This is a genomic window from Campylobacter concisus, assembly GCF_003048555.1.
GTDB classification, from domain to species: domain Bacteria; phylum Campylobacterota; class Campylobacteria; order Campylobacterales; family Campylobacteraceae; genus Campylobacter_A; species Campylobacter_A concisus_AO.
In genome coordinates, this window is the sequence record NZ_PIRR01000006.1 from 35163 (window position 1) to 60165 (window position 25003).

General features: G+C 37.8%; 24 protein-coding genes and 1 tRNA gene. 18 read left to right on the forward strand and 7 right to left on the reverse strand.

The genetic code is table 11. The features are described from left to right. Positions 1-14: 14 nt before the first annotated feature. From CVS92_RS01840 to ribD, 7 genes are read left to right on the forward strand one after another with little or no spacing between them, the layout of a single operon-like run. Positions 15-191 (forward strand): hypothetical protein, encoded by a 177-nt coding sequence (locus CVS92_RS01840; RefSeq protein WP_223154486.1) that lies wholly within the window; start codon positions 15-17, stop codon positions 189-191. Continuing rightward, positions 178-2826 carry a translation initiation factor IF-2 gene (gene infB, locus CVS92_RS01845; protein WP_107788312.1) on the forward strand — a complete coding sequence of 883 codons (2649 nt, stop codon included), beginning with the start codon at positions 178-180 and terminating at the stop codon, positions 2824-2826. The genes CVS92_RS01840 and infB overlap by 14 nt, the downstream gene beginning before the upstream one ends. Further along, positions 2823-3188: a 30S ribosome-binding factor RbfA gene (gene rbfA / locus CVS92_RS01850; RefSeq protein ID WP_021090755.1), complete on the forward strand. Its 366-nt coding sequence runs from the start codon at positions 2823-2825 to the stop codon at positions 3186-3188. Before infB ends, rbfA begins: the two co-directional genes overlap by 4 nt. Continuing rightward, positions 3181-3597, forward strand: a complete 417-nt coding sequence (gene rimP, locus CVS92_RS01855) for a ribosome maturation factor RimP (protein ID WP_107788313.1) — start codon at positions 3181-3183, stop codon at positions 3595-3597. The genes rbfA and rimP overlap by 8 nt, the downstream gene beginning before the upstream one ends. Before the next feature lies 1 nt (position 3598). After that, entirely contained in the window at positions 3599-5248 is a 1650-nt protein-coding gene (locus CVS92_RS01860; protein WP_107788314.1) for a formate--tetrahydrofolate ligase, read from the forward strand. Positions 5249-5259: 11 nt separating this feature from the next. Further along, the gene (locus CVS92_RS01865) at positions 5260-5811 is read left to right on the forward strand and encodes a hypothetical protein (RefSeq protein ID WP_107788315.1); all 552 of its coding nucleotides are present in this window, start codon (positions 5260-5262) and stop codon (positions 5809-5811) included. A 15-nt stretch (positions 5812-5826) separates the two neighbouring features. Continuing rightward, positions 5827-6888, forward strand: a complete 1062-nt coding sequence (gene ribD, locus CVS92_RS01870; protein ID WP_107788316.1) for a bifunctional diaminohydroxyphosphoribosylaminopyrimidine deaminase/5-amino-6-(5-phosphoribosylamino)uracil reductase RibD — start codon at positions 5827-5829, stop codon at positions 6886-6888. Here the strand turns inward: ribD and CVS92_RS01875 are convergent. From CVS92_RS01875 to CVS92_RS01885, 3 genes are all read right to left on the reverse strand, one after another. Continuing rightward, on the reverse strand, positions 6885-7748 hold the full coding sequence (locus CVS92_RS01875; RefSeq protein WP_107698130.1) for a VIT1/CCC1 transporter family protein: 864 nt from the start codon (positions 7746-7748) through the stop codon (positions 6885-6887). The genes ribD and CVS92_RS01875 overlap by 4 nt on opposite strands. 55 nt (positions 7749-7803) lie before the next feature. After that, positions 7804-7888: transfer RNA gene (locus CVS92_RS01880), tRNA-Leu, on the reverse strand. A 44-nt stretch (positions 7889-7932) separates the two neighbouring features. Then, on the reverse strand, positions 7933-8235 hold the full coding sequence (locus CVS92_RS01885; protein ID WP_004317263.1) for a F0F1 ATP synthase subunit C: 303 nt from the start codon (positions 8233-8235) through the stop codon (positions 7933-7935). Between the two features lie 204 nt (positions 8236-8439). Between CVS92_RS01885 and CVS92_RS01890 the strand changes: the two genes are divergently transcribed. The 7 genes from CVS92_RS01890 (at position 8440) to pckA (ending at position 17967) form a co-directional block, all read left to right on the forward strand. Continuing rightward, a complete protein-coding gene (locus CVS92_RS01890; protein ID WP_107788317.1) occupies positions 8440-9786 on the forward strand; it encodes a sodium-dependent transporter in 1347 nt (448 codons plus the stop codon). Then, a complete protein-coding gene (locus CVS92_RS01895; RefSeq protein ID WP_107788318.1) occupies positions 9783-11114 on the forward strand; it encodes a sodium-dependent transporter in 1332 nt (443 codons plus the stop codon). Before CVS92_RS01890 ends, CVS92_RS01895 begins: the two co-directional genes overlap by 4 nt. Continuing rightward, the gene (locus CVS92_RS01900; RefSeq protein ID WP_107788319.1) at positions 11114-12454 is read left to right on the forward strand and encodes a sodium-dependent transporter; all 1341 of its coding nucleotides are present in this window, start codon (positions 11114-11116) and stop codon (positions 12452-12454) included. The genes CVS92_RS01895 and CVS92_RS01900 overlap by 1 nt, the downstream gene beginning before the upstream one ends. Before the next feature lie 9 nt (positions 12455-12463). Further along, on the forward strand, positions 12464-12973 hold the full coding sequence (locus CVS92_RS01905) for a TRAP transporter small permease subunit (protein ID WP_021090735.1): 510 nt from the start codon (positions 12464-12466) through the stop codon (positions 12971-12973). Next, the gene (locus CVS92_RS01910) at positions 12973-14361 is read left to right on the forward strand and encodes a TRAP transporter large permease (RefSeq protein ID WP_103580425.1); all 1389 of its coding nucleotides are present in this window, start codon (positions 12973-12975) and stop codon (positions 14359-14361) included. Before CVS92_RS01905 ends, CVS92_RS01910 begins: the two co-directional genes overlap by 1 nt. 122 nt (positions 14362-14483) lie before the next feature. Then, complete coding sequence (locus CVS92_RS01915; RefSeq protein ID WP_107788320.1) at positions 14484-16286, forward strand: biotin/lipoyl-containing protein; 1803 nt, start codon at positions 14484-14486, stop codon at positions 16284-16286. A 106-nt stretch (positions 16287-16392) separates the two neighbouring features. Further along, positions 16393-17967, forward strand: a complete 1575-nt coding sequence (pckA, locus tag CVS92_RS01920; protein ID WP_199906397.1) for a phosphoenolpyruvate carboxykinase (ATP) — start codon at positions 16393-16395, stop codon at positions 17965-17967. 372 nt (positions 17968-18339) lie between these two features. Here the strand turns inward: pckA and CVS92_RS01925 are convergent, their stop codons facing one another. The 3 genes from CVS92_RS01925 to CVS92_RS01935 are packed head-to-tail and all read right to left on the reverse strand — an operon-like array spanning position 18340 to position 20921. Beyond that, positions 18340-19695: a cation:dicarboxylate symporter family transporter gene (locus CVS92_RS01925; RefSeq protein WP_107788322.1), complete on the reverse strand. Its 1356-nt coding sequence runs from the start codon at positions 19693-19695 to the stop codon at positions 18340-18342. An 11-nt stretch (positions 19696-19706) separates the two neighbouring features. After that, positions 19707-20201, reverse strand: a complete 495-nt coding sequence (locus CVS92_RS01930) for a peptidylprolyl isomerase (RefSeq protein WP_107788323.1) — start codon at positions 20199-20201, stop codon at positions 19707-19709. A gap of 12 nt (positions 20202-20213) precedes the next feature. Beyond that, a complete protein-coding gene (locus CVS92_RS01935) occupies positions 20214-20921 on the reverse strand; it encodes a YebC/PmpR family DNA-binding transcriptional regulator (protein WP_107788324.1) in 708 nt (235 codons plus the stop codon). A gap of 152 nt (positions 20922-21073) precedes the next feature. On the opposite strand from CVS92_RS01935, the gene CVS92_RS01940 reads away from it, so the two are divergent. The 4 genes from CVS92_RS01940 to CVS92_RS01955 are packed head-to-tail and all read left to right on the forward strand — an operon-like array spanning position 21074 to position 24549. Then, positions 21074-21628: a GNAT family N-acetyltransferase gene (locus CVS92_RS01940; RefSeq protein ID WP_107788325.1), complete on the forward strand. Its 555-nt coding sequence runs from the start codon at positions 21074-21076 to the stop codon at positions 21626-21628. Next, a complete protein-coding gene (locus CVS92_RS01945) occupies positions 21625-21828 on the forward strand; it encodes a heavy-metal-associated domain-containing protein (protein ID WP_084040980.1) in 204 nt (67 codons plus the stop codon). Before CVS92_RS01940 ends, CVS92_RS01945 begins: the two co-directional genes overlap by 4 nt. A gap of 1 nt (position 21829) precedes the next feature. Then, positions 21830-24007 carry a heavy metal translocating P-type ATPase gene (locus CVS92_RS01950; RefSeq protein WP_107788326.1) on the forward strand — a complete coding sequence of 726 codons (2178 nt, stop codon included), beginning with the start codon at positions 21830-21832 and terminating at the stop codon, positions 24005-24007. A gap of 2 nt (positions 24008-24009) precedes the next feature. After that, entirely contained in the window at positions 24010-24549 is a 540-nt protein-coding gene (locus CVS92_RS01955) for an oxidoreductase (RefSeq protein WP_107788327.1), read from the forward strand. A gap of 2 nt (positions 24550-24551) precedes the next feature. Here CVS92_RS01955 and CVS92_RS01960 read toward each other — a convergent pair whose 3' ends face one another. Next, positions 24552-24941 (reverse strand): hypothetical protein, encoded by a 390-nt coding sequence (locus tag CVS92_RS01960; protein WP_021090651.1) that lies wholly within the window; start codon positions 24939-24941, stop codon positions 24552-24554. Positions 24942-25003 lie beyond the last annotated feature (62 nt).

A 25003-nucleotide genomic window follows, 5' to 3' on the forward strand; every position in this document is an offset into this window, starting at 1 on the left:
TAAAAAGATACCGCTTGGTAGGTAAGAATTTAGAGCATGGCAAAGGAAATGGTCGTAGCTTTTATCTGTGCGACAAATGTATGCAAAAAGATATAAAAATTTTAAAAAAAATAATTGATAAACAAACTAAAGGTGCTTTTATTTGTGATGCACCGAAGTTAAAGGAGATACTCTTAAATGAGCAATGTTAGGATTTCAGAGATCGCAAACGAGCTTGGCTATCCAAGTAAAGAGATAGTAGAAAAAGCTCAAGAGCTAGGATTAAAAGTCAAAACTCACTCAAATGCAGTTAGCCTTGAAGAGGCTGAAGCTATATATGAATATGTTCAAACTGGCGTGATACCAGATAAATTTAAAAAGAAAAAGAGTGAGCCTAAACCAAAAAAAGAGCCTAAAAAAGAAGTAGAAAAAGAGTCAGCAAAAAAAGAAGAAAAGCAAAAAAGTGAACCTAAAAAAGCTACTACTAAAACTGAGTCAAAGTCGGTAAAAACTGAGCCTAAGAAAGAGGCACAAATTTTAGAAGAAAAACAAAAAATTGAGCCTAAAATAGAAGAAATAAAAATAGAGCAAAAACAAGTCGAAGCTCCAAGACCAAAAGAGAGCTTGGCCGATGTGACTCAAAAAAGACGTGGCCTTGTGATAGTAAAAAAGAAAAAAGATTATGAGGCGCCAATTGCTACAAAAGAAGAGAAAAAGCCTGAACCAAGCATAGCTAATATAAGCGATTTTAAAAGTATGTTTTCAGCAAATGATGAAAATTTAGCTAAGAAAAAGAAAAAAGATAAAAAAGTAGTTGTTGCAAGTAAAAAGGATAGCGCCCAGAAGATGGATCTGCTTGGCGGAAGTGATTTTGGTGACATAGTGCTAGAAGATGAAGATGTAGTCGTTCTTCCTGATTTTAGCTTTAAAACCCCAGCACCAGCACCTGTACAAAAGACAAAACAGCCAAATGTTATGAGAACTACAGTCAACAATACGATAAATTCATTTGGCGAAGGCGGCATTCAAAGAAGAGCTAGAAAAAAACACAAAAAGCCTGAAAATAAACAAAACAATGAAGCTGTGACATCTATAAATATTCCAAAAGAAATTCGTGTTTATGAATTTGCTGAAAAGCTAAATAAGCAGCCAAGTGAGATCATAGGTAAGCTTTTTATGCTTGGTATGATGACAACAAAAAATGACTTTTTGGATGAAGATGCGATAGAAATTTTAGCCGATGAGTTTAATGTAGAGGTTAATATCATCGACGATCAAAAAGAATTTGACTACGTAGCAGCCTATGAGGAAGAGATAAAAGACGATGAAAATCTCCAGCCAAGAGCACCAGTTATAACCATCATGGGCCACGTTGATCATGGTAAAACTTCATTGCTTGATTACATAAGAAAATCACGTGTAGCAGCAGGAGAGGCCGGCGGTATCACTCAGCATGTTGGTGCTTATATGGTCAATAAAAACGGCAAAAACATCACATTTATCGACACTCCAGGTCACGAAGCGTTTACTGCTATGCGTGCAAGGGGTGCTGGTGTAACTGATATAGTTATCATCGTTGTTGCAGCAGATGACGGCGTAAAACCACAAACAAAAGAGGCAGTTAGTCACGCAAAAGCTGCTGGTGTACCAATAATCATCGCTATAAATAAAATGGATAAAGAGTCAGCAAATCCTGACCTAGTAAAGACAGGTCTTGCCGAGCTTGATATCATGCCAACAGAGTGGGGTGGAAAATATGAATTTGTGCCAATCTCTGCAAAAACAGGCATGGGTATAGATGATCTATTAGAGATCGTACTTTTACAAGCTGATCTTTTAGAGCTAAAAGCAAATCCAAAAGCAAATGCGAAAGCAACTGTTATCGAGAGCTCACTTCAAAAAGGTCGTGGTCCAGTAGCTACCATCATCGTTGAAAACGGCACGCTTCATGTTGGGGATACTGTCGTAGCTGGCGTTGCATATGGAAAGATAAGAAGCTTACTTGATGACCAAGGTAAGCCTTTGCAAGATATAAAACCGGGCGAATGCGGTGTGATAGTAGGTCTTAGTGAGATAGCAGAGGCTGGCGAGACGCTAATAGGTGTAAAAACAGATAAAGAGGCTCGTGAGTACGCACAGAAAAAGGCTGAATATATCCGCCAAAAAGAGCTTAGTAAGAGCACGAAAGTTAGTATTGATGAGCTTAGTGCTAAGATCGCTGAGGGTGAGTTAAAGACGCTTCCAGTTATTATTAAAGCTGACGTTGGTGGCTCACTTGAGGCGCTAAAAGCAAGCCTAGAAAAACTAGCAAATGATGAGATCAGGGTAAATGTCATCCACTCAGGTGTTGGTGGCATTACACAAAGCGACGTGGCACTTGCTAGTGCGAGCGAAGACTGTATAATCCTTGGTTTTAACATAAGACCAACTGGCGAGATAAAAGAAAAGGCAAAAGAGAGTGGTGTTGAGATTAAAACATACAACGTTATCTATAATCTAATTGATGATGTGAAAGCGATCTTGGGTGGATTAATGTCACCAATCATCAGAGAAGAGCAGCTTGGTCAAGCTCAGGTTCGCCAAGTGATCCATGTGCCAAAAGTTGGTACTATTGCTGGATGTATCGTCACTGAGGGCACGATAAATAGAGGCGCAAAAATTCGCCTTATTAGAGAAGGTGTGGTCGTTTATGAGGGCTTAGTTGGCTCACTCAAACGCTTCAAAGATGATGTCAAAGAGGTTGCTAAAGGCTACGAGTGTGGCGTTGGTATCGAAAATTTCAATGACATCAGAGAAAACGACTATATCGAAAGCTTCAAAGAAGTCAAGGAGAAAGCTACTCTATGAACGCTAACGAAATAAAGCGTATGAGAACAGAGAGTGTGCTAAAAGAGCTCATTCCAGAGGCTCTAGCCACTCTTGAAGATAGCATTTTAAAAGGACTTTGTGTCACTGATGTAGAGTGTAAAAAGGGCAGATATGACGCCTTTGTTTATCTTGACAAAATGGCTTTTGATGAGCGTGAACAAGAGTATATTTTGGGGCATTTAAAGCGAGTTTGCAGGCATTTGCAAAACCACTGTATGGCAGCTGAGGGCTGGTATAGATGCCCAAATTTTCACTTTAAATTTGACGATAGATTAGAGTATCAAAACCATATGGATAAGTTGTTTGATAAAATTTCAAAGGATTTAAACAAAAATGGATAATTTAGACAAACTAGTACGCGAATGCGGTGTCGAGCTTTACGACAACGAGATCACAAATGAAAATGGCAGGGCTATTTTTAGAGTTTACATCACAAAAGATGGTGGAGTAAGCCTTGATGATTGCGAAAAAGTGAGCCGTCTGCTCTCGCCTATCTTTGACGTGACACCGCCAGTTAGTGGGGATTATAACCTCGAAGTTAGTTCGCCTGGTCTTGAGAGAAAGCTTAGCAAGCCATCTCACTTTAAAGCGAGCGTTGGTGAGCTTGTAAAAGTTCAAACCGAGGCTGAGAAATTTGCAGGAAGGCTTGTAAAAGCAGACGAAGAGGGCATTGCAGTTGAAAACAAAGAGGGAATTTTTGAGATCAACATTAGTGAGATAAAAAAAGCAAAAACATATTTGGAGTGGTAAAATGCTAAGCGACATCGAGATAACTCACCAAACGAAACTTGAACACATCAGTAAAGTTGCCGCAAGACTAGGCTTAAGTGAAGACGAGCTTGAACTTTACGGCAAATATAAGGCAAAAATTTCTCCAAGGCTTGAGCCATCAAACTCAAAGCTCATCTTGGTCACTGCGACTAATCCAACCCCATATGGTGAGGGCAAAACAACTATGTCGATCGGTCTAGCTGATGCACTAAATTCACTTAATAAAAAGGTCTGCTTGGCACTTCGTGAGCCATCTTTGGGACCAGTTTTTGGCATAAAGGGTGGAGCAGCAGGTGGTGGCTACTCGCAGCTTGCGCCGATGGAGGATCTAAATTTACACTTCACTGGCGATTTTCATGCTATAACATCGGCAAACAACCTTATTTCAGCGATGATAGATAATAGCCTCTATCAAGAAAACCTGCTAAAAATCGAGAAAATTTTATGGAAGCGCTGTATGGATATGAACGACCGCGCGCTTAGATTTATCACTGTGGGTCAGGGTGGCAGGACGGACGGCGTGCCAAGAGAAGATGGCTTTAACATCACTGCAGCAAGCGAGATCATGGCCGTGCTTTGTCTAGCCACAAGCTTATCAGATCTAAAAGAGCGCGTGGCAAACATCATGGTCGCTTATGATAGCGATAAAAAGCCTATTTATGTGCGCGATCTAGGCTGCCAAGACGCTGTTTGCATACTTTTAAAAGATGCGATCAAACCAAATTTGTTTCAAACGCTTGAGCACACACCTACGCTCGTGCATGGTGGCCCATTTGCAAACATCGCACACGGCTGTAACTCGGTCATCGCAACAAAAACAGCTCTAAATTTAGCTGACTACGTCATCACTGAGGCTGGCTTTGGCTCGGAGCTTGGTGCGGAGAAATTTTTAGATATAAAATGCAGGGTTGCTGGCATCAAACCCAGCGCTGTGGTACTTGTAAGTACGATCAGATCGCTAAAATATAACGGCGAAGCAAACAAAGACGAGATTACAAAACCAGATATGAACGCCCTTAAAAAAGGCATCGAAAACCTTGGCGGACACATCGAAAATTTAAAAGGTAAATTTGGTCAAAACGTAGTCGTGGCACTTAATAAATTTGGCTTTGATACAGATGAAGAGATAAATTTCGTAAAAGAGTACTGCCAAAAGCTTGACGTAGAAGTGGCAGTTTGTGAGAATTTCTTAAAAGGTGGCAAAGGTGCGATTGAGCTTGCTGAGCTAGTTTTAAAAGCGTGCGATAAGCCAAGCAAGATAAATTTCACATATGAGATGAGCGACGATACGAGAACTAAAATAGAAAAGATCGCTAAGGAAATTTATGGAGCTGGTGAGGTGGTCTTTGAGGAAGCCGCTCTTAAAAAGCTTGAGATGATAAATGAGCTAAATTTGAGCCATTTACCAGTTTGTATCGCAAAAACTCAGTACTCGTTTAGTGACGATGCGAAGCTTTTGGGTAGAGCAAAGGGCTTTACATTTAGTGTAAAAGACCTTGACATTAGAACGGGAGCTGGCTTTATCGTCGCGGTTTGCGGTAAGATCATGCTGATGCCAGGACTTCCAAAAGTGCCAGCTGCGGTCAATATGAAGATAGACGCAGAGGGCAAGATCGACGGTTTGTCGTAAATTTAGAAAATATGAAATTTGTAAAAATACTCTTTTTAATAGTTTTAAGTGTTTTCTTCGTTGGATGCGCGGGAAAATATAAATATAATGTTGAGCCAACGCCGATACAAAAAGGCGTGGCTAAATATATTGTTAGTGATTTTAACCTAACATTGATAAATCAACCAACTAGATACGAGCACAACACTAACTATAAAAATGAAAGCGAACTTCGTGATGAGTTTGTGGAATTTATAAACAAACATCTAAAAGAGCAGGGCATTTTAGGGGACGAAAATAGCTTCAAGATAAAAATACAAATGGACTATGAAAGATGGTTTAACTGGGGTGGCAAGGCATTAAACAAGCCACACTTTCGCTATAGCGTGAAAATTTATGATAACGTTGATAGGCTTTTGGTCTCTTACGCTATACCACTCTCTACAACGAAATATAGCTATTTTAAAGAGATCGCGGTTTTGGCAGAGATTGCTGCATTTAGATGGGACGCGGAGGATGAGCCGACCGATATCGACTTGATCTCAAAAACTCTTGTTGATGAGATAAAAGACATAGGAAAATAAAAATAGTCTGCTAAGATGAATGACGAATTTTACATGGATCTTGCTTTAAGCGAGGCTTGGAAATTTCAAATCCTGACCTATCCAAATCCAGCCGTTGGATGTCTTATTCTTGATGAAAATGGGCAAATTTTGTCTTGTAAGGCTCATGAAAAGGCTGGATATTTACACGCTGAACCGACAGCGATACTCTTTGCACTTTGCAAAAAAAGTGAAAAATTTAAAGATGATTTTATAAAAGCGTATAACGATAAATTTAGTTCTAATATAAAAGAGGGCGAATTTGGCCTTTTAGAGCCAAAATTTACCCATGAATTTATACTAAAAGATCACTCAAATTTACTAAAAAAAGCAAAAGCTTACGTCACACTTGAACCTTGCCTACATCACGGCAAAACGCCACCTTGTGCAAATTTGCTAAAAGAACTTGGCTTTAGTGAGGTGATAATAGGCAGCCACGATGAAAATAAAATAGCAAGTGGTGGTGGAAATTTACTTCAAAGTGCTGGGGTAAAAGTTAAATTTGGCATTTTAAAAGAGCGCTGTGATAAGCTACTTGAGCCATTTTTAGCCTATCAAAATGGTGGATTTAGCTTTTTAAAAATAGCTCTTAGTAAAAACGGCGTGGCAAGTGGCGGCATCATCACAAATGAGCTTAGCCGTACGCACGTCCATAAACTTAGAAGCGTCATAGATACGATAGTGATCGGTGGCAATACAGTGCGAACAGACCGGCCAAAGCTTGACAGCAGGTTAGTGGGTAGCGGTAAAAACCCAGACGTTATAATCTACTCAAGAAGTGATAAATTTGATAAAACTATACCGCTTTTTAGTGTGCCAGGGCGCAAAGTTAGTATTCAAAAAAAGCTTAGCTTAACAGGACTTAGTATGTTTGAAGGTGCTGGCGAGTTTTTAAAACTTGCAAAAGATGGCAAGCTAGCAAACGTAAAATGGCTACTTATCTATCAAAGCTCAAATTTTAAGGATGGTAAAAGCTTGAGCCTTGATCTAAATTTAAAGCCACTATTTAGTGGAAATTTTGGAAACGATAGCTACACTTGGTATGAAATTTTGGATTAAATATCTAAGCCAAAATAGTGCTTGACTAAAAAGCCAATACCAAACGAAATGATCGCAACACCAAAAGTTATCACACACATCTCAATCACTCTTGGCAAAAATTTAAGCTCTTTTGCCACGCTTATGTAAAAGTTGTAAGTGATGATGGCAACAAAGGCAAAGAAAAACATCGACAAGACAGCGTAAACACCACTTGAAAAGATGAAAAATGGAAGTATCAAAAACGCCGTTGTTATGATGTATGAACCACCTGTGTAGAGCGAATAGGTAAGCGGTTTGATCTCGTCACTTGGATTTTCTTTTGACTCAAGATAGGCCGATCCTGCCATAGAAAGAGCAGCTGCAATGCCCATGATAAGGCCCGTCGCACCAACTGATTTTGTATTTGAAAAAGCTAGAGCGATGCCACTTAGCGTGCCAGTTAACTCAACTAATGCGTCATTCATGCCAAGAACAATGCCACCAGCATTGACTAATTTCGTATCTTTTAGCATAGAGATTAAATTGTTTTCATGATTTACTTCTTCGTCATAAATATCTCTAGCTTCAGGATACTCATCAACGATACCAAGATAAAATTGCTCTGCGTCTTCTTCGCGTGACTCCATAAATTTTAAAGTAAAAGAGGTTCCAAAAATTTTAACGAGTATCGTATAGAATATGACTTTGAATAAATTCGCAGTTCTGCTCTCGCCTGTTATCTTTTGACAAAAAGCATAATGTCGTTTTTCTTCAGTTATTAATTTACGAAGTATTTTTTTATTTTCTTCATTTTTTTCACTAGCTTCTAGTAACGTATAGATGGCGGTATCATCTGCTTCATTTTGTAGCTGTTTTAAAGCACGCTTTTTATCTAGCATAAATTCCCCTTTTTTAAATTTTGTAAGATTTTGGATTTTGAAGTGTAAGATTAGATGGTGCGATCAGCGAGACTCGAACTCGCACACCTAGCGGCACTACCCCCTCAAGATAGCGTGTCTACCAATTCCACCATGATCGCAAAAAGAATAAAAGCCCCAAAGGGGCTAAATTTAAGCTTTACGCTTAGCCAAGCATTGGGTTTGCGTAAAGAACGATAAGCGTAATAACTAGTGCGTAGATAACTTGTGCTTCGATCATCGCAAGAGCGATAAACATTGTAGTCATAAGTTTGCTACCAACACCTGGGTTTCTAGCTGTTCCACTAATTGTTGCAGCAGCTGTATTACCCATACCAATAGCACCACCAAGAGCTGCAAGGCCAAGGCCAATACCACCAGCAATAACTGAATATGATCTAATCATCTCGCCGTCAGCGCCAAATGCGAATGCAGCAAGACCAAGAATTAAAAACACGATCTTTTTCATCGTTGCTCCTTTAAATTTTAAAGCTCTTTCGGATCTGTCCCCTACTTAAACTTTATGAGCCGTAATATTACAAAAACAAAACTTTGTTTCAAATAAAAACACTAAAAATTTAAATTGCCCATAAAAAATTCTTGGCTTAGAAAAATAAAAGTTTTTTTATGTTATCTTTGAAAAAATTAATTTATTCTTAATCTCAGGTAATCAATGATAAATGAAAAATTTTCAAAAATAGGCTTTGTTCTTGCTATGGCAGGATCAGCTGTTGGACTTGGTAATGCATGGAAATTTCCAACAATGGTAGGAAACAATGGCGGTTCAGCGTTTATAGTTTTATATTTGCTTCTCACGTTTGCTATTGCTTTTGTAGCGTTTTTAGCAGAGCTTAGCATTGGTAAGCTTGGCGAGAGTGATGTTGTAAGCTCCATTTATAAACTTGCTCCAAAACATAAAAAAATATGGTCTTTCTCAGGCTTTTTTATGATAGGAGCGATACTTATTGCTTCATTTTATATGGTTGTAATTGGCTGGATATTAAAGTATATTTATCTTGGCTTTTCGCCACTTTTGAGCAATCAAGAAGAGGCAGTCCAACAGTTTAATACGCTTTTATCGAATGATCTAAGTAGCGCTATTGTTTGTTTTAGCTTGGTTTTTTTGATGGTATTTTTTGCTGTTTCAAAAGGTGTTAAAAGTGGCATTGAAAAACTAAATATCTGGATGATGCCGGGCCTTTTTATACTGCTTGTTTGTATACTTTTTTATGCAATTAGCATGGGCGATGGTTTTGTTAAGGCGGCTAAATTTTTATTTGTACCAAATTTTAGCGCGATCACACCAGATGTTGTTTTACAGGCTCTTGGACTTGCGTTTTTCTCGCTATCTATGGGTGTTGGTGTCATACCGACATACGCTGCAAATTTACCAGAGCAGACAAATCTTATAAAATCAACGCTTTCTATCATCTTTATAAACATATTAATAGGCATTATGATGGGACTTGTGGTCTTTACATTTATATTTGCTTATGGAGCTGATAGTACGGCAAGTGGACCAGGGCTTATTTTTATCTCACTTGTTACGCTTTTTGCAAAGCTTGGGATAGTTGGCAATATTATGTCCATCGCATTTTTTGTTTCACTTTTGTTTGCTGGTGTTACAAGTGCTGTTTCGATGATTGAACCATTTGCTTATTATTTGGTTAGAAAATTTGAAATTTCACGCAAAATGGCTCTTGTTTATATTGGAATTTTTGCCTATATTTTAGGCCTTTTTTGTATTTTTTCATATTATGCGCAGACGGCTAATATTTTTAGTATTTTTGGCAAGCCAGTCTTTGATGCACTTGATTTTCTTACTTCAAATATCATGATGCCAATAGGTGCCATAATTTTTAGTTTTTTTGTTGGCTATAAACTTAAAAAAGAGAGCCTATATCTACTCTTTGGCGAATTTATGGGAAAAGTATTCTTTGAAATTTGGTACTTCACTCTAAGATATATCGTGCCAATTGCAATTTGTGCCATCATGATCTATCAAATAGCAGGTAAATGATGGATAGATTTAGTAAAGTTGGTTTTGTTCTTTCTATCATTGGAGCGGCTATTGGCCTTGGTAATGCATGGAAATTTCCATATATGGTCGGTAGTAATGGCGGTTCAGCATTTATTCTTATATATCTATTTTTTGCTTTTGTTGTTGGGCTTAGTATATTTTTTGCTGAGATGGCAATGGGCAAAATTTCACGCCTTGATACGGTTGGAGCGTTTAAAAGTCTAGCTACAAAAGGTGCAAATGTATGGAAATTTGCTGGTGTTGTGATGGTGACAGGGTTATTCATTGCCTCTTTTTATACGCTCATTATCGGCTGGGTTTTAAAATACGTTATCTTAAGTCTTGGTGAGCTTCCAAAAGATATGGCAAGCTCAGAAGCGCTTTTTGTAAATTTTACTTCAAATGGCGCATGGGAGCAAATTTTATATTTTAGCATCGCTTTTTTTGCCTACTTTTTTATACTTACAAAAGGTATAAAAAGTGGAATAGAGCGTATAAATGTATATCTTATTCCAGCACTTTTTATTTTGCTTTTGCTTATGCTTGGCTACTCTTTTGGTATGAATGGTTTTGACGAGGCGGCTAAATTTTTACTTGTGCCAGACTTTTCAAAAATTGATCAAGGTGCTATTTTAAACGCTCTTGGACTTGCTTTTTTTACGATGTGTATTGGTATAGGCTGCATACTTACTTATTCATCAAGTCTTGGTGATGATACAAATTTGTTCACTTCATCGCTTTATGTAGTCTTTGCAAATATAATTATTAGCGTAATTATAGGGCTTATAGTTTTTACATTCACCTATGAATTTGGCTCAGAGCCATCAAAGGGGGCAGGGTTAGCATTTATCTCGCTTCCAACGCTTTTTGCAAAGCTTGGTTTGCTTGGAAATTTCTTGGCTTTTGCATTTTTTACATCTTTATTTTTTGCTGGTATAACATCGGTTATTTCGCTAGTCGAGCCATTTATATTTTTCTTAAATAAAAGTTTGGGATTTAGTAGAAATAGATCAATTATTATTGTCGGTGCCGTAGTTTATGTTTTAGGGATTTTATGTGCGTTAAGCGGTATTGGCGTTTTTAAAGAAGCACTTACATTTTTTGGTAAGAGCTTTTTTGATTTGCTTGATTATCTTAGCTCAAACATTATGCTCCCACTTGGTGGCATTATATTTGCCATTTTTGTTGGATACTTTATGAAATTTGAGCTTTTAAAAGAGCTATTCTTGCCTTATATGGGTAAGATTGTTTTTAAAATTTGGTATTTTTTAATAAGGTTTATAGCGCCAGTTCTAGTTTTTGTGGTGTTAGTAAGGGAGATTGCATAATGGCAAAAGAACAGTTTTCTAAAATAGGTTATGTTTTAGCAGTTGCAGGGTCAGCTGTTGGACTTGGCAATGCATGGAAATTTCCATATATGGTCGGTGAAAATGGTGGATCGGCATTTGTTATTTTATATCTTTTGATAACGTTTTTAGTTGGCATACCTATCTTTATGGCAGAGCTAAGTATCGGCAAACTTAGTGAGAGCGATAGTGTAAATGCCTTTAGAAAGTTGGCGAATAAAAATAAAAATTTATGGCAGCTGGTTGGAATTTTAGCTATGGTAACCGCAGCCATAATCTCATCTTATTATATTGTGATCATCGGCTGGGTCTTTAAGTATTTCAGCCTATCTTTTACCGGTCTTCCAAACGATATAGAAAGTTCAAAAGTAATATTTAATGAGCTTCTTACGCATGGTCTTGGCGAGCAGACGCTTTATTTTGTTATAGCATTTGTAGCTTGCTTTTTTATCCTTTCAAAAGGTGTGAAAAGTGGCATTGAAAAGCTAAATGTTTGGATGATGCCAAGCCTATTTATTATGGTTTTAATCATGCTTATCTTTTCTATGACGATGAATGGCTTTACAAAGTCTGCTGAGTTTTTACTTGTTCCTGACTTTAGTAAAATTTCATTTAACTCGCTCTTGCTTGCTCTTGGGCTTGCTTTTTGGACACTATCTCTTGGTATGGCAGCGATCATTACATATTCAGCTAGCCTAAGCGATGATACAAATTTAGCTACTTCTACGCTAAGTATTGTTTTTATAAACATCGTCTTAGCCATTATGATGGGTCTTGTTATCTTTACATTTATATTTGAATTTGGCGCAGAGCCGTCTCAAGGACCAGGACTTGTCTTTATCTCGCTTCCAACGCTCTTTGCTAAGCTTGGTGTGATAGGTCAAATTTTAGCTGTGGCATTTTTTGCAGCACTTATCTTTGCTGGCATTACTTCAGCTATCTCTATCGTAGAGCCGTTTGTATTTTTCTTGATCAGAGAGTATGGCATTAGCAGGATAAAAGCTCTTAGCATAGTTGGAACTGGTGTTTTTGTATTGGGATTTTTATGTCTTTTATCAAATATAGAAAATATTGGCGACAAATTTATGCTCTTTGGTAAAAATTTCTTTGATTTTCTTGACTTTACCGCTTCAAATGTTCTGCTTCCAATTAGTGGTATTGGTGGAGCGATATTTGTTGGATATTTTATGAAAAGAGAGGCACTTTATGTGCTATTTAGTCCATATATGAGTGACTTTGTATTTAGTGCGTGGTATTTTTTATTAAGATATGTAGCGCCAGTTTGCGTCTTTATCATCATGATAAATAAATTGTTTTTTTAAGGGTTGTTTATGCAAAAAGTTGAGAAATTTTTTGATAAGGTCGGTGATATAGTCGGCTATATTTGCATGTTTATTATGGCTTTGATGATAATAGACGTCTTTTTTAACGTTGTGGCAAGATACTTTTTCTCTTATGGAAACGTCGCATTTCAGGAGCTTGAGTGGCATTTTTTTGCTGTGATATTTTTGCTTGGCATGAGCTATGCATTAAAAGAAGATGCGCACGTTAGAGTTGATATCTTTTATGCTAAATTTTCACCAAAAAATAAAGCCCTTGTAAATATGATAGGAACTGTTATTTTTGTAATCCCATTTGCACTTTTAGTTTCAAATTTATCATTTGAATTTGTGAGTGATGCTTATACTTCAGCTGAAGCTAGTGCAGATCCAGGCGGTCTTACTCACAGATGGATCATAAAAGCACTTATTCCTTTTTCTTTTTATCTACTTGTATTTTTTGCGATTGGCTTTTTTATAAGAAATTTTAATCTTTACAAAAAAGCTAAAAAGGGGGAATAATGGCTGGTTTGATAATGTTTATAGCCGCACTTTTGATGCTAGGCATTGGCTTTCCGGTAGCCTTTACCTTTGGTGCGGTTTCGATGATATTTGGCATGATTGGTAGTATTGTTGAGAGTATTGGAGACGGAGACGGACTACTTGGAAGTATCGAAGTTTTCAAAGATATGTTTAACTTCATGCCTTATAGAATTTTCTCTATCATGGAGAGTAGAATTTTTATAGCAGTTCCACTTTTTGTCTTTATGGGCGTTGTGCTCCAAAAGTCAAAACTAGCTGAGAGGCTACTTGAGAGCATGGGCATGCTTTTTGGAGAAATTCGCGGAGGTATTGCTATTAGCACTATCTTGGTTGGAGCACTTCTTGCGGCTTCGACTGGTGTTGTTGGTGCAAGTGTCGTTGCAATGGGTGTTATAAGCTTGCCTGTTATGTTAAAGTATAAATACGACCAAGCGCTAGGTTGTGGCACTATATGTGCTGCTGGTACGCTTGGACAGATCATTCCACCTTCTATCGTGCTGATTATTTTGGGTGATATATTTTCAGTGCCAGTTGGTGAGCTTTTTCATCAAGCCATCATCCCAGGATTCACGCTAGTAGCAGTTTATATCATTTATATTTTGATTATTGCTTATTTGAAACCAGATACCGCACCGGTAGTAAAAGATGAGAGCGGTGTTAGTAAATTTAAGCAGATCATGAGAGCATTAATCGCTATCTTTCCGCCGCTTTTACTAGTTATTTGTGTATTGGGCTCTATATTTGCAGGTATCGCTACACCAACTGAAAGTTCAGCTTTTGGTTGCGTTGGAGCCATTATTTTAGCTATTTTTTATAGGACATTTTCATTTTCTATGATAAAAGAGGCATTGGCAGAAAGCGTAAAAACTACAGCACTTGTCTTTGCCATACTTGTTGGTGCGACAGCCTTTTCTATGGTATTTAGTTACACTGGTGGTGATGAGATTGTTGAAAAATTTATGACAAATTTACCAGGCGAGAAGTGGGGCTTTATCATTTTTAGTATGGTTGTCATCTTTGTGCTTGGCTTTTTTATCGACTTTGTTGAAATTTCATATATTGTGCTTCCTATCTTGGTGCCAATAGCCGCAAAGCTTGGTATAAATCCAATTTATCTAGCAATCTTAGTTGCGATGAATTTGCAAACTTCATTCCTAACGCCGCCATTTGGTTTTAGTTTATTTTTCCTAAGGTCAGTCGCACCAGCTGAGATAAAAACGACTGCTATTTATAAAGGCGTTGTGCCTTATATTTTTATTCAGCTTGCTGTACTTGTATTTTTCTGCGTCTTTCTAATGGAATTAAAGCCAATGCTTGATGCGAGCCACGGCGGATTATTAAACTTCTTGCTCTCACTTTTTAAATGATATAAAAGTTTTTGGTTGTAAAATACCAAAAAACAAGCAAAATGGCTAATTTGAGTTTCTAACCAATTTAGCCATTTTCTATGAATTCTTTAAATAAATTTATAAAATTAATGAGGTGGGTGATGGCGAAGAAATTTATCGATGTTATGGATACGACCTTTAGAGATGGCTTTCAGTCAGTTTATGGTGCTAGAGTGCTTATGAACGATTTTTTGCCCGCGCTTGAAGCAGCCAAAGAGGCTGGCATAGAGCATTTTGAATTTGGTGGCGGAGCGAGATTTCAAAGCCTTTATTTTTACCTAAATGAAGATGCTTTTGCGATGATGGATAAATTTAGAAGCATCGTAGGACCAAAAGCAAATCTTCAAACCCTAAGCAGGGGTGTAAACACCGTCACACTTGACACCGGTAGCCGTGAGCTAATCGACCTTCATGCAAAACTTTTCAAAAAACATGGAACCACTACTATTAGAAATTTTGACGCACTAAATGACGTTGAAAATTTAAAGTATTCAGGTGAAAGGATCGCTCATCACGGGCTAAAACACGAAGTCGTAGTTACTATGATGGATCTGCCTAGTGGCTGCGTGGGAGCACACGATGTTAAATTTTATGAGAAAATTTTAAGAGAAATTTTAGATGCAAACATCCCTTATCACAGCGTTTGCTTTAAAGATGCAAGTGGCACAAGTAGCCCACAAAAGGTCTATGAAACTATAAAAATGGCTAGAAAATTATTGCCAGAAAAAACTCACATCAGACTTCACACACATGAAACAGCAGGCGTAAGTGTCGCTTGCTATCTTGCAGCGCTTGAAGCCGGCGTTGATGGCATAGATCTAGCCGCAAGCCCAGTAAGTGGCGGTACAAGCCAGCCAGATATCTTAACTATGCTTCACGCAGTAAAAGGCAAAAACTACGATCTTGGCGGACTTGATGTGGAGAAAATTTTAAAATACGAAAGCGTTTTGAATGATTGTTTAAAAGAGTATTTCTTACCACCTGAGGCTGTGCAAGTAAGCCCACTCATACCATTTTCACCGATGCCTGGTGGCGCACTCACTGCAAATACCCAGATGATGAGAGATAACAACATCTTAGATAAATTCCCAGAGGTCATCCTTGCTATGCGCGAAGTGGTACAAAAGGGTGGATACGGTACTTCAGTGACCCCGGTTAGTCAGTTTTACTTCCAGCAAGCGTTTAATAATGTGATGTTTGGCAAGTGGAAAAAGATCGCTGAGGGATACGGCAAAATGGTGCTTGGCTACTTTGGTAAGACCCCAGTTGCGCCTGATAAAGAGATCATCAAGCTTGCAAGTGAGCAACTAGGCTTAAAACCAACTACAAAACACGCAGTTGATATAGCTGATAAAGATGAGAGTAAGTCGCTTGCACACGTGAAAGAAATTTTAAAACAAAATAAGATCAAAGTTACCGAAGAAAACGTCTTTATAGCAGCAGCTTGTAAAGAAAAAGGCATCGCGTTTTTAAAAGGCGAAGCCAAAGTAAATATAAGAAAAATCGATCCAAACACTAAGGCAAATGAATGCAGACAAACTCAAAGTGGCAGATATAGCGTTGTTGTAAATGGTAGCCGCTACAATGTCGAAGTAAGCGAGGGCTTTAACGATAGCATCCAAGTAAAATCAATCACTGAAGTTGAAGGCAAGAGCGTAAAAAATGCCAAAAGTGCAGCAGCAGGTGCAACTGAAAATGATATCGTTGCAAGTTTGCCGGGCGCTGTGCATAAAATTTTAGTAAGCGCAGGAGACCATGTCAAAAAAGGGCAAGCTGTAGTCGTGCTTGAAGCAATGAAGATGGAGATAGAGGTCAAAGCCCCAAAAGATGGTGTGATAGGCTCTATTGAAGTTAGCAAAGGTCAAAGCGTCGCGAACAATCAAGCGGTGGCTAAATTTAAATAAATTTGCCACTTTTAAAAAGATAGTGTTAAGCGAAATTTGATTAACATTTTGATGACTTTTAGGTCAGAATTTATAAAAAATGAAAATTTTAAAAGGAAATAACATGATAAATAAACTAGACGAACTAGGTCTAAAAGAGATCAAAAAGATAAATCACAATCTAAGCTACGACGAGCTTTTTGAGCTTGAAAAGGCAAACAACGAGGGTAGGGTTTCAAGCAACGGCACATTTATGGTTGATACGGGAATTTTTACTGGAAGAAGCCCAAAAGATAAGTATTTCGTCAAGCAAGATCCAAGCCAAAAATACATCGCTTGGGGTAAGATAAATCAGCCTATCACAAAAGAGCTTTTTGACAAGCTTCTTAAAAAAGCAAAAGAGCAGCTAAGTGGTAAAGAAATTTTTATCCAAGATGCATTTTGTGGAGCTAGCAAAAAGAGTAAAAAATCAGTTCGTTTTGTCACAGAAGTAGCGTGGCAAGCGCACTTTGTAAAAAATATGTTTATCCGCCCAAGTGAGGCAGAGCTAGCTAAATTTGAGCCTGATTTTGTAGTATATAACGCTTGTAAGACAAAAAATGAGGACTATAAGGCTGATGGGCTACATTCAGAGGTCTTTGTCATCTTTAACGTCGAAGAAAATGTTGCAGTGATCGGTGGCACATGGTACGGTGGTGAGATGAAAAAAGGCATTTTTTCTATGATGAACTACTGGTTGCCACTTGAGGGCAAACTAAGTATGCACTGCTCTGCAAACGTAGGTGAGAAGGGTGATACAGCGCTATTTTTTGGCCTATCTGGTACTGGTAAAACCACACTTTCAACTGATCCAAAACGCAAACTAATAGGCGATGACGAGCACGGCTGGGACGATGATGGTGTATTTAACTTTGAGGGTGGCTGCTACGCAAAATGTATCAACCTTGATCCAAGTAGTGAGCCAGAAATTTATGCAGCGATCAGGCGTGATGCGCTACTTGAAAATGTCGTGGCTGACGAAAATGGCGTGGTTGATTACAAAGATGGCTCAAAAACTGAAAACACACGTGTGAGCTATCCAATCTATCACATCGACAACTACGAACCAAGCTCAAGTGCCGGCCATCCAAAAAATATCATCTTTTTAAGTGCTGACGCTTTTGGCGTGCTTCCTCCAGTTGCGAAGCTCACAAAAGAGCAGGCGATGTATTATTTCTTAAGTGGCTACACAGCAAAAGTTGCTGGCACAGAGCGCGGCATAACTGAGCCAGTCGCTACTTTTAGTGCTTGCTTTGGCGAGCCATTTATGCCACTTCATCCAACCGTCTATGCAAAACTACTAGGCGAGAAGATCGATAAACACGGCGTTAATGTCTATCTTGTAAATACAGGCTGGAGCGGCGGTGCTTACGGTGTTGGCAAGCGTATGAGCATAAAAGCAACTCGTGCTTGCATAAATGCGATCCTTGATGGTAGCATTACAAAATGCGAATTTGAAAATTTTGATAAATTTAACTTTGCTATACCAAAAGAGCTTGATGGTGTCGAGACAAAACTGCTAAACCCTATAAATACATGGGCAAATCCTGCTGAGTATAACGCTTCACGTGATAAGCTCGCTAAAATGTTTGTTGAAAATTTCAAACGTTACGAAGATGTAAAAGAGGGTGTTGAGTACGCTAAAGCTGGACCAAAAGCTTAATTTATATGGCCTTGCAAAGCTTCTTGCAAGGCTGTTCCTAATATCTTACAAGAATTTTTAGTTGGTATTTTTGATATGGCTAAATTTAAAGTATCTCTCTTCCAAATTCCAAGCTCAAGTATTACATTTGCAAATTTATTCTAGTAAGTAACAAAATATTAGGTATTGCCAAATATATGAGTTACTAATAAAATTTTTCTATTACACTTAGCCTCTAGTTTTTCTTTTTGTGCTTGAACCAGTTATCAAATATCATTTATTGCGATGCTGTTTTTAAAATTTTTATAGGTTTGAGGAAGTAGATAGAGCGCATTAAATTTAGAATAAAAAGAAAAATAAGGGCAAAGTTGCCCTTATAGTTATAAGTGTATATTATGAGTGAAAGTGAAATTCCTCTGGATGATCTAGTGCGTATCTAAATTTCTCCATATCGACCTTTTTATCCCAGATAGATACGATCATGCAGCCAACGGCATTACCGCAAAGGTTACCAACAGCACGCATCTCTGACATAAATTTATCAACACCAAGTAGCACAGCTACGGTGACTACTGGTATGCCAGTGCTCGGAAGTGCGCTTAATGTGCCAGCAAGGACGACAAAGCCCGATCCTGTAACGCCAACTGCGCCTTTACTTGTGATCATTAGCACGATTAAAATGCTTATTAGATGCTCAAAACTTAGCGGTATATTAAATGCTTGAGCTAAGAAAATAACGCTTAGGCTTAGATAGATGTTTGTGCAGTCAAGGTTAAATGAGTAGCCAGTTGGGATGATAAGGCCAACAGCGCCTCTGTTTATACCAGCTGATTCTAGCTTTTGCATAAGTGGCGCAAGAGCTGTCTCGCTCGAGCTTGTCGCAAAAACGACTAAGACTTCTTTTGAGATAAAGCGCATAAATTTAAAGACATTGACTTTGGCAAAGTAGCAAATGACGCCAAGCACGACAAAGATAAAAAAGCAGCTTGCAAGCGCCATAACAACAAGAAGCTCCATCATGCCAAGAAGCGTTCCGATGCCAAATTTACCGATCAAGTAAGCCATCGCTGAAAAGGCAGCCACTGGGCTAAATAGCATAAGCCAAGTAAGTAGCTTTAAGACGTAGTGTTGGATAAATTCAAGCGGTTTTAGGCAAGCTTGCTTTTTATCATGAGCAAGTAGCGAAAGCACGATAGCAACGACTATCGCCATGAAAAGCACTTGAAGTGTGTTTGACTTTATAAATGGATCAAGCAAGTGCACGTAAGGAAATATACCATCAACTGGTACAGCCCCTCTTAAAAGATGAAGTGTATGTGTTAAAAAGCCGCTATTTGCGTCCATATTTGCAGCTTGTGATGTAAATTTAGCCACGCTTGAGGCGTCAAGCTGCGTGTAGTTGAGGTTCATGCCGTGTCCTGGGCGAAGTACCTCGCCAAAGATAATACCAACAGCAAGGGCAAGTGTACTAACGATCTCAAAGTAGATAAACGCCTTTAGTCCGATAGAGCCAAGGTCCTTTAAACTCTCAAGTCCAACGATACCAGAGACGATCGTTAAAAAGATAATAGGGCCGATTAAAATTTTAAGTGCTTTTATAAAATAATCAATGCCTGGCTTGCTTGCTATGCCAAGCTCAGGTGCAACCATGCCGACGATGACACCGCCAACTATACCGATCACAACCCAAATGGCGAGATTGGTAAATAGTCTCACGAAGAGGCTTTTTTGCGTTTTTGCATTTTCCATCAAATTCCCCTTTATAGGCTAGCTTTGACCACCGCAGAGATGATCTTATCGCCTTGTCTAATAGCATCAAGCACCTTTAAACTCTCATCGTCAACGCACTTTCCAAAAACTGTGTGTACGCCGTCTAGATGAGGTTGCTTGCTGTGGCAGATGAAAAACTGCGATCCACCAGTGTCGCGACCTGCGTGAGCCATGCTGAGGCTACCACGCTCGTGTTTTACTCCTTGCTTATCACACTCGCACTTTATCCTCCAGCCAGGACCACCTGTGCCTGTGCCATTTGGGCAGCCGCCTTGGATTACGAAATTTGGTATAACTCTGTGAAAATTTAGGCCATTATAAAAGCCTGATTTTATCAAATGTATAAAATTTGCAACAGCTTGCGGAGCTTCCTCGACAAAAAGTTCAAGTCTAATCTCGCCTTTATCGGTGTTTAAAACCGCAAATTTATCTTTTTTAAGCTCATCTAAATTTATATCATAAACTTTTAACTCATCAAAACGCATGTATATCCTTTTTTACTCTATATTTGTATAAACTGCTTGGACGTCGTCATCGTCTTCTAATTTATCAAGAAGCTTCTCGACCTCAAGCATCTGCTCTTCGTCTAAATTTACAGCTTGGTTTGGCAGGTACTGAAGTGAAGCTTTTTTAACTACTAAATTTAGCTTCTCTATGCCCTCGTGAAGTGTGCCAAAATTTGCATAGTCGCCGTAAACAAATAGCGTCTCATCGTCAGCCTCGATATCACTTAGTCCATAATCAATCAGCTCAAGTTCGATCTCTTCGATGTCTGCGCTTAGCTTTTCAAGCTCAAAAACGCTCTTTCTTGTAAACATAAAGCTAAGGCTACCACTTGGCAAAATTTCTCCGCCATTTTTGCTAAATATCGCTTTAACATTGGCAACTGTTCTAGTTGGATTGTCAGTCGCACACTCAACGATGATTTGCACGCCGTGAGCTGCTTTGCCGTCATAAAAAATAGTCTTAATATCGGCGCTATCTTTGCCATTTGCTCTTTTTATAGCTGCATCGATGTTATCTTTTGGCATATTTTCAGCTTTTGCCGCTGCGATAGCTGCGCGAAGTTTAGGGTTCATATCCGGATCACATCCACCATCTTTTGCAGCTACTGTTATAGCTTTTGCAAGTTTTGGAAATACCTTGCTCATCTTATCCCATCTAGCTTCTTTTGCCGCTCTTCGGTACTCAAATGCTCGTCCCATAAATATCCTTAAATAAATTTTTTACGGATTATAACTAAAAAAATTTTATACTTTTTTAAAACATTTTTAGTTTGCATATTGCGGGTTATTAATTTGTAAATCACAGATTGATATTTGGTAAAAATTTAAGCTAGAGTTTTATAATGACGCACATGATACAAAATGCTCAAAAACAAGATGCAAAAAGCTGCATAAAGCTACTAAATCTAGCAATGGAAGATATCGCCTACAAGCTAAGTGGCTACGACGATCCTATTAAAAGTGATGAAATTTTAGAAATTTTTTTCAAAAGTGAGACAAATAGACTAAGCTATAAAAATGTCTTTGTTTATAAATATAACGAGGAAATTATCGCTGCTATGTGTGCTTACTTTGGTGGCGACGCGGAGCAGCTTGATAGAGAAATTTCACAGCATTTAATGGCTCTTGGCAAAGATGACAAGGTAGAAAAAGAGTGTTTCGACGATGAGTTTTATATAGATAGTATCGCTGTTGATGAAAATTTTAGAGGCCAAGGGCTTGCAAAAGAGCTCATAAGGCATTCATTTGTCAAGGCAAAAGAGCTAGGGCATAAAAAGGTTTCATTAATAGTAGATACAAATAAGCCAAAAGTTCGTAAATTTTACGAGAGTTTGGGTTTTAAATTTAATGTCAAGAAAATTGTAAATTTACACGAATACGATCATATGATAAAGGAGATAATATGAAAACATTTGAAGCAAACAATATCCACTGCCAAAACTGCGCAAATACAATAAAAAACGCACTTGAAGATGACTTTGGCAAGATAGAAGTTGATCTTAGCAAAGAGCCAAGACAAGTTAGTCTTGATATAAAAGATGGCGATGTTGAGAAATTTAAGTCTGAAATGGCTGATTTGGGATTTGACATAATAAAAGAGCTCTGATATGTCTTTAAAAGTCAAACTAAATATAGCAGGAATGAGCTGCGTAAACTGCTCAAATGCTATCGAAAAGGTTTCAAAAAAGATAGATGGAGTACTTGAAGCAAATGTAAATTTTGCAAACGCGAGCGGCGAGTTTATCTTAAAAGACGCGAGTGTGCGTGAAATTTTAGAGCAAAAGATAAAGAAGCTTGGCTACTTTGTAGCAACTGATATTGATGAGTTTGAAGCAAAAAGAAAAGCTCACATTAGAAATATTAGAAATAAATTTATATTTGCATTTATTGCAAGTATCGTAATAATGGTACTTGAGATGTTCGCACCTCACAGCTTGCTAGTAAATTTAGTTATGCTAGCTTTGGCATTTTTAGTTCTTATCTTTAGTGGCAAAGGCTTTTTTACTCACGCCTACGAAGCGGTAAAAAATAGAAATTACGATATGAACGTGCTTGTCGCTCTTGGAAGTGGTAGTGCGTTTTTATACTCGCTTTTTGTGGTGCTTTTTGAAAAATTTTTACCAAATGATCTAAAAAATATCTATGTCTCAGGCGTGGCGATGATAATAGCTTTTGTGCTTCTTGGCAAGTATCTTGAAGAGCGTTCAAAGGCAAAAGCAGGGGATTATCTAAAGAGACTACTTAAAATTTCTCCAAAAACTGCATTTTTACTTATGCCAGATGGAAGAAATAAAGAAGTACCAGTAAGTGAGCTAAAAATAGGAGATATCGTCGTTGTAAAGAATGGCTACAATGTTCCATGTGACGGTGTGATAGTCCAAGGCGGAGCTGAAATCGATGCTTCGATGCTAACAGGCGAGAGTTTGCCAGTTTATAAAGAGGTGGGCGACAATGTATTTGCAGGTACATTAAATACAAATGGCTATATAAGTGTCAAGATGACAAAAAGCTCGTTTGAAAGCTTATTGTCTCAAATTTTAAGCTTACTAAATGACGCTAGTACGAAAAAGATGCCAATAGGCAGGCTCGCTGATAAGATAGCAAATATCTTTGTGCCAAGCGTTGTAGCGATATCAGTGCTTACGTTTTTGGCTTGGATCGTTTTTAGTGGAAATTTTGCCTATGCGATCTCTTGTGCAATCTGCGTTCTCATCATCTCATGCCCATGCGCTCTTGGACTTGCTACTCCAATAGCAATAGTAAGCTCGCTTGCACGTGGTGCAAAAGCTGGAATTTTGGTAAAAAATCCAGAAGTTTTAGAGCTAATAAAAGATGCTAAATTTGTAGCATTTGACAAAACTGGCACACTTAGTAAAGGGCAAATCAGCGTCAAAAGCTCAAATTTAAGTGAGCAAGATCTAACACTTATCGCTTCTGCTGAAAATTTAAGTGAGCATCTCATCTCAAAAGCTATCGTTAGATATGCAAAACAAAAATGTATAGATTTACAAAAGCTAAATGGTAAATTTCAAAATGTTGTCGGGCAAGGCATCATCTATGAAGATGAGAATAATCAGATAATAATCGGAAACGAAAAGCTGCTTTTGGCAAATGAAGTTAGTTTAAATCCGGATGAAAGTAAAGCTATAAAAGAGGCTACAAACGATGGAAGTGGCGTCATACTTTGTACTATAAATAAAAAATTTGTTGGTTTTTTAACGCTTAGTGATGAGCTAAAAGATGAGGCGAGCGATGTTATAAATGAGCTTACTAGTCTAAATTTACAAAGTGTGATCCTTTCAGGCGATGATGAGAAGGTGGTCGCAAGTATCGCCAAGAAGCTAAATGTAAGCAAATATCACGCAAATATGTTGCCTGAAGATAAATTTAATGAGATAAAAGAGCTTGCAAATCATGGTGGCGTTATCTTTGTTGGAGATGGCGTAAATGATTCACCATCGCTTAAAGAGGCAAGTGTTGGTATCGCCATGAACTCAGGCTCAGATATAGCAAAAGGTGCTGGAGATATCGTGCTTGTTAAAAATGATTTGCGTGGCGTGACCGGGCTAGTTAGACTGGCAAATGCTACTATGGCAAACATAAAAGAAAATTTATTTTGGGCATTTATGTATAACGCGATTTGTATTCCAGTAGCTGCTGGTGTACTTTACCCGGTCTTTGGACTACTTTTAAGCCCAGTTTATGGCTCAATGGCGATGTGTCTTAGCTCTGTTACTGTCGTTTTAAACGCACTTAGACTTAGATATTTACGACTTAAGGATTAAAATTGAGGCTTGGAGAACTTTATAGTGTTGTAGCGGCTGCACTTGCTGCAAATTTTAGTGGCATTTTGGATGTTTCATCTTTTATGCGTATCAAAAAGACAAATGCGTGGATAACGCAGACTAATAGCGAAGCAAATAAAAAAGGCAATGAGCTTTATGCTAAATTTATCAAAGATGAAAGTAGTGCAGCTTTATGTGACGATTTTGTCATTTTAAAGTCAAAATTTGAGGCAAGTTACTATTTTTCGTCTGCAAAAGATGATCTAGTTCAATTTTATAAGGCTATAAATTTTCAGCCAAAAATGGGTGAAGTTGATAGCATATCAAATCAATTAATTTTAATAGCAAATATTTTAAAAAGCAAAGCATCTAAGGAGTCTATGAAACTTCTTGCAGCTTTTAGTGTCTCATTTTTCTTGCCTTATGCTAAACAGCTTTCAAGAGATATCCAAAAAGACGCAACTAGCAATTTTTATAAATCAATGGGATATTTTTTAGAGGATTTTTGCTTAGTTTTAGAAACTATTATTGGTAAGGCTTAGTTTTAAGCTTGTGCCATTTCTATCATTTGAGTTTTAATGCTTAAAATGTTATTTTGAATGGCTGACTGCTCTAAATTTAAGTAATGAAGCATTTGCATAGAATTACGATCTTTTAGGCTTTGGATGCTTGAAATTTGATGTGAAATATCTAGCTTTTGATCTTGTAATTTTTCTAAGTCCTTTTGTAACTGTATGGCACTTGCTTTATTAATAATTATAGGGGAAATTTTAGCATCTTCTCTTTGTTCTACATGTACTTCATTGCTTCTAACAATATCTTTCTTGTCATAGCCAGAAGATACTAACATGCTTGTTTTTGAGCTATTTGAAGAGATAGATGTATAGCCATCATGATAGAAAATATTTGAGTTCATGTTCGCATCTATTTGCATATCATCCTTCCTCTTATAGATTATTTTTATTTTAAACTATATTCAATAGAAAATTAAAATAG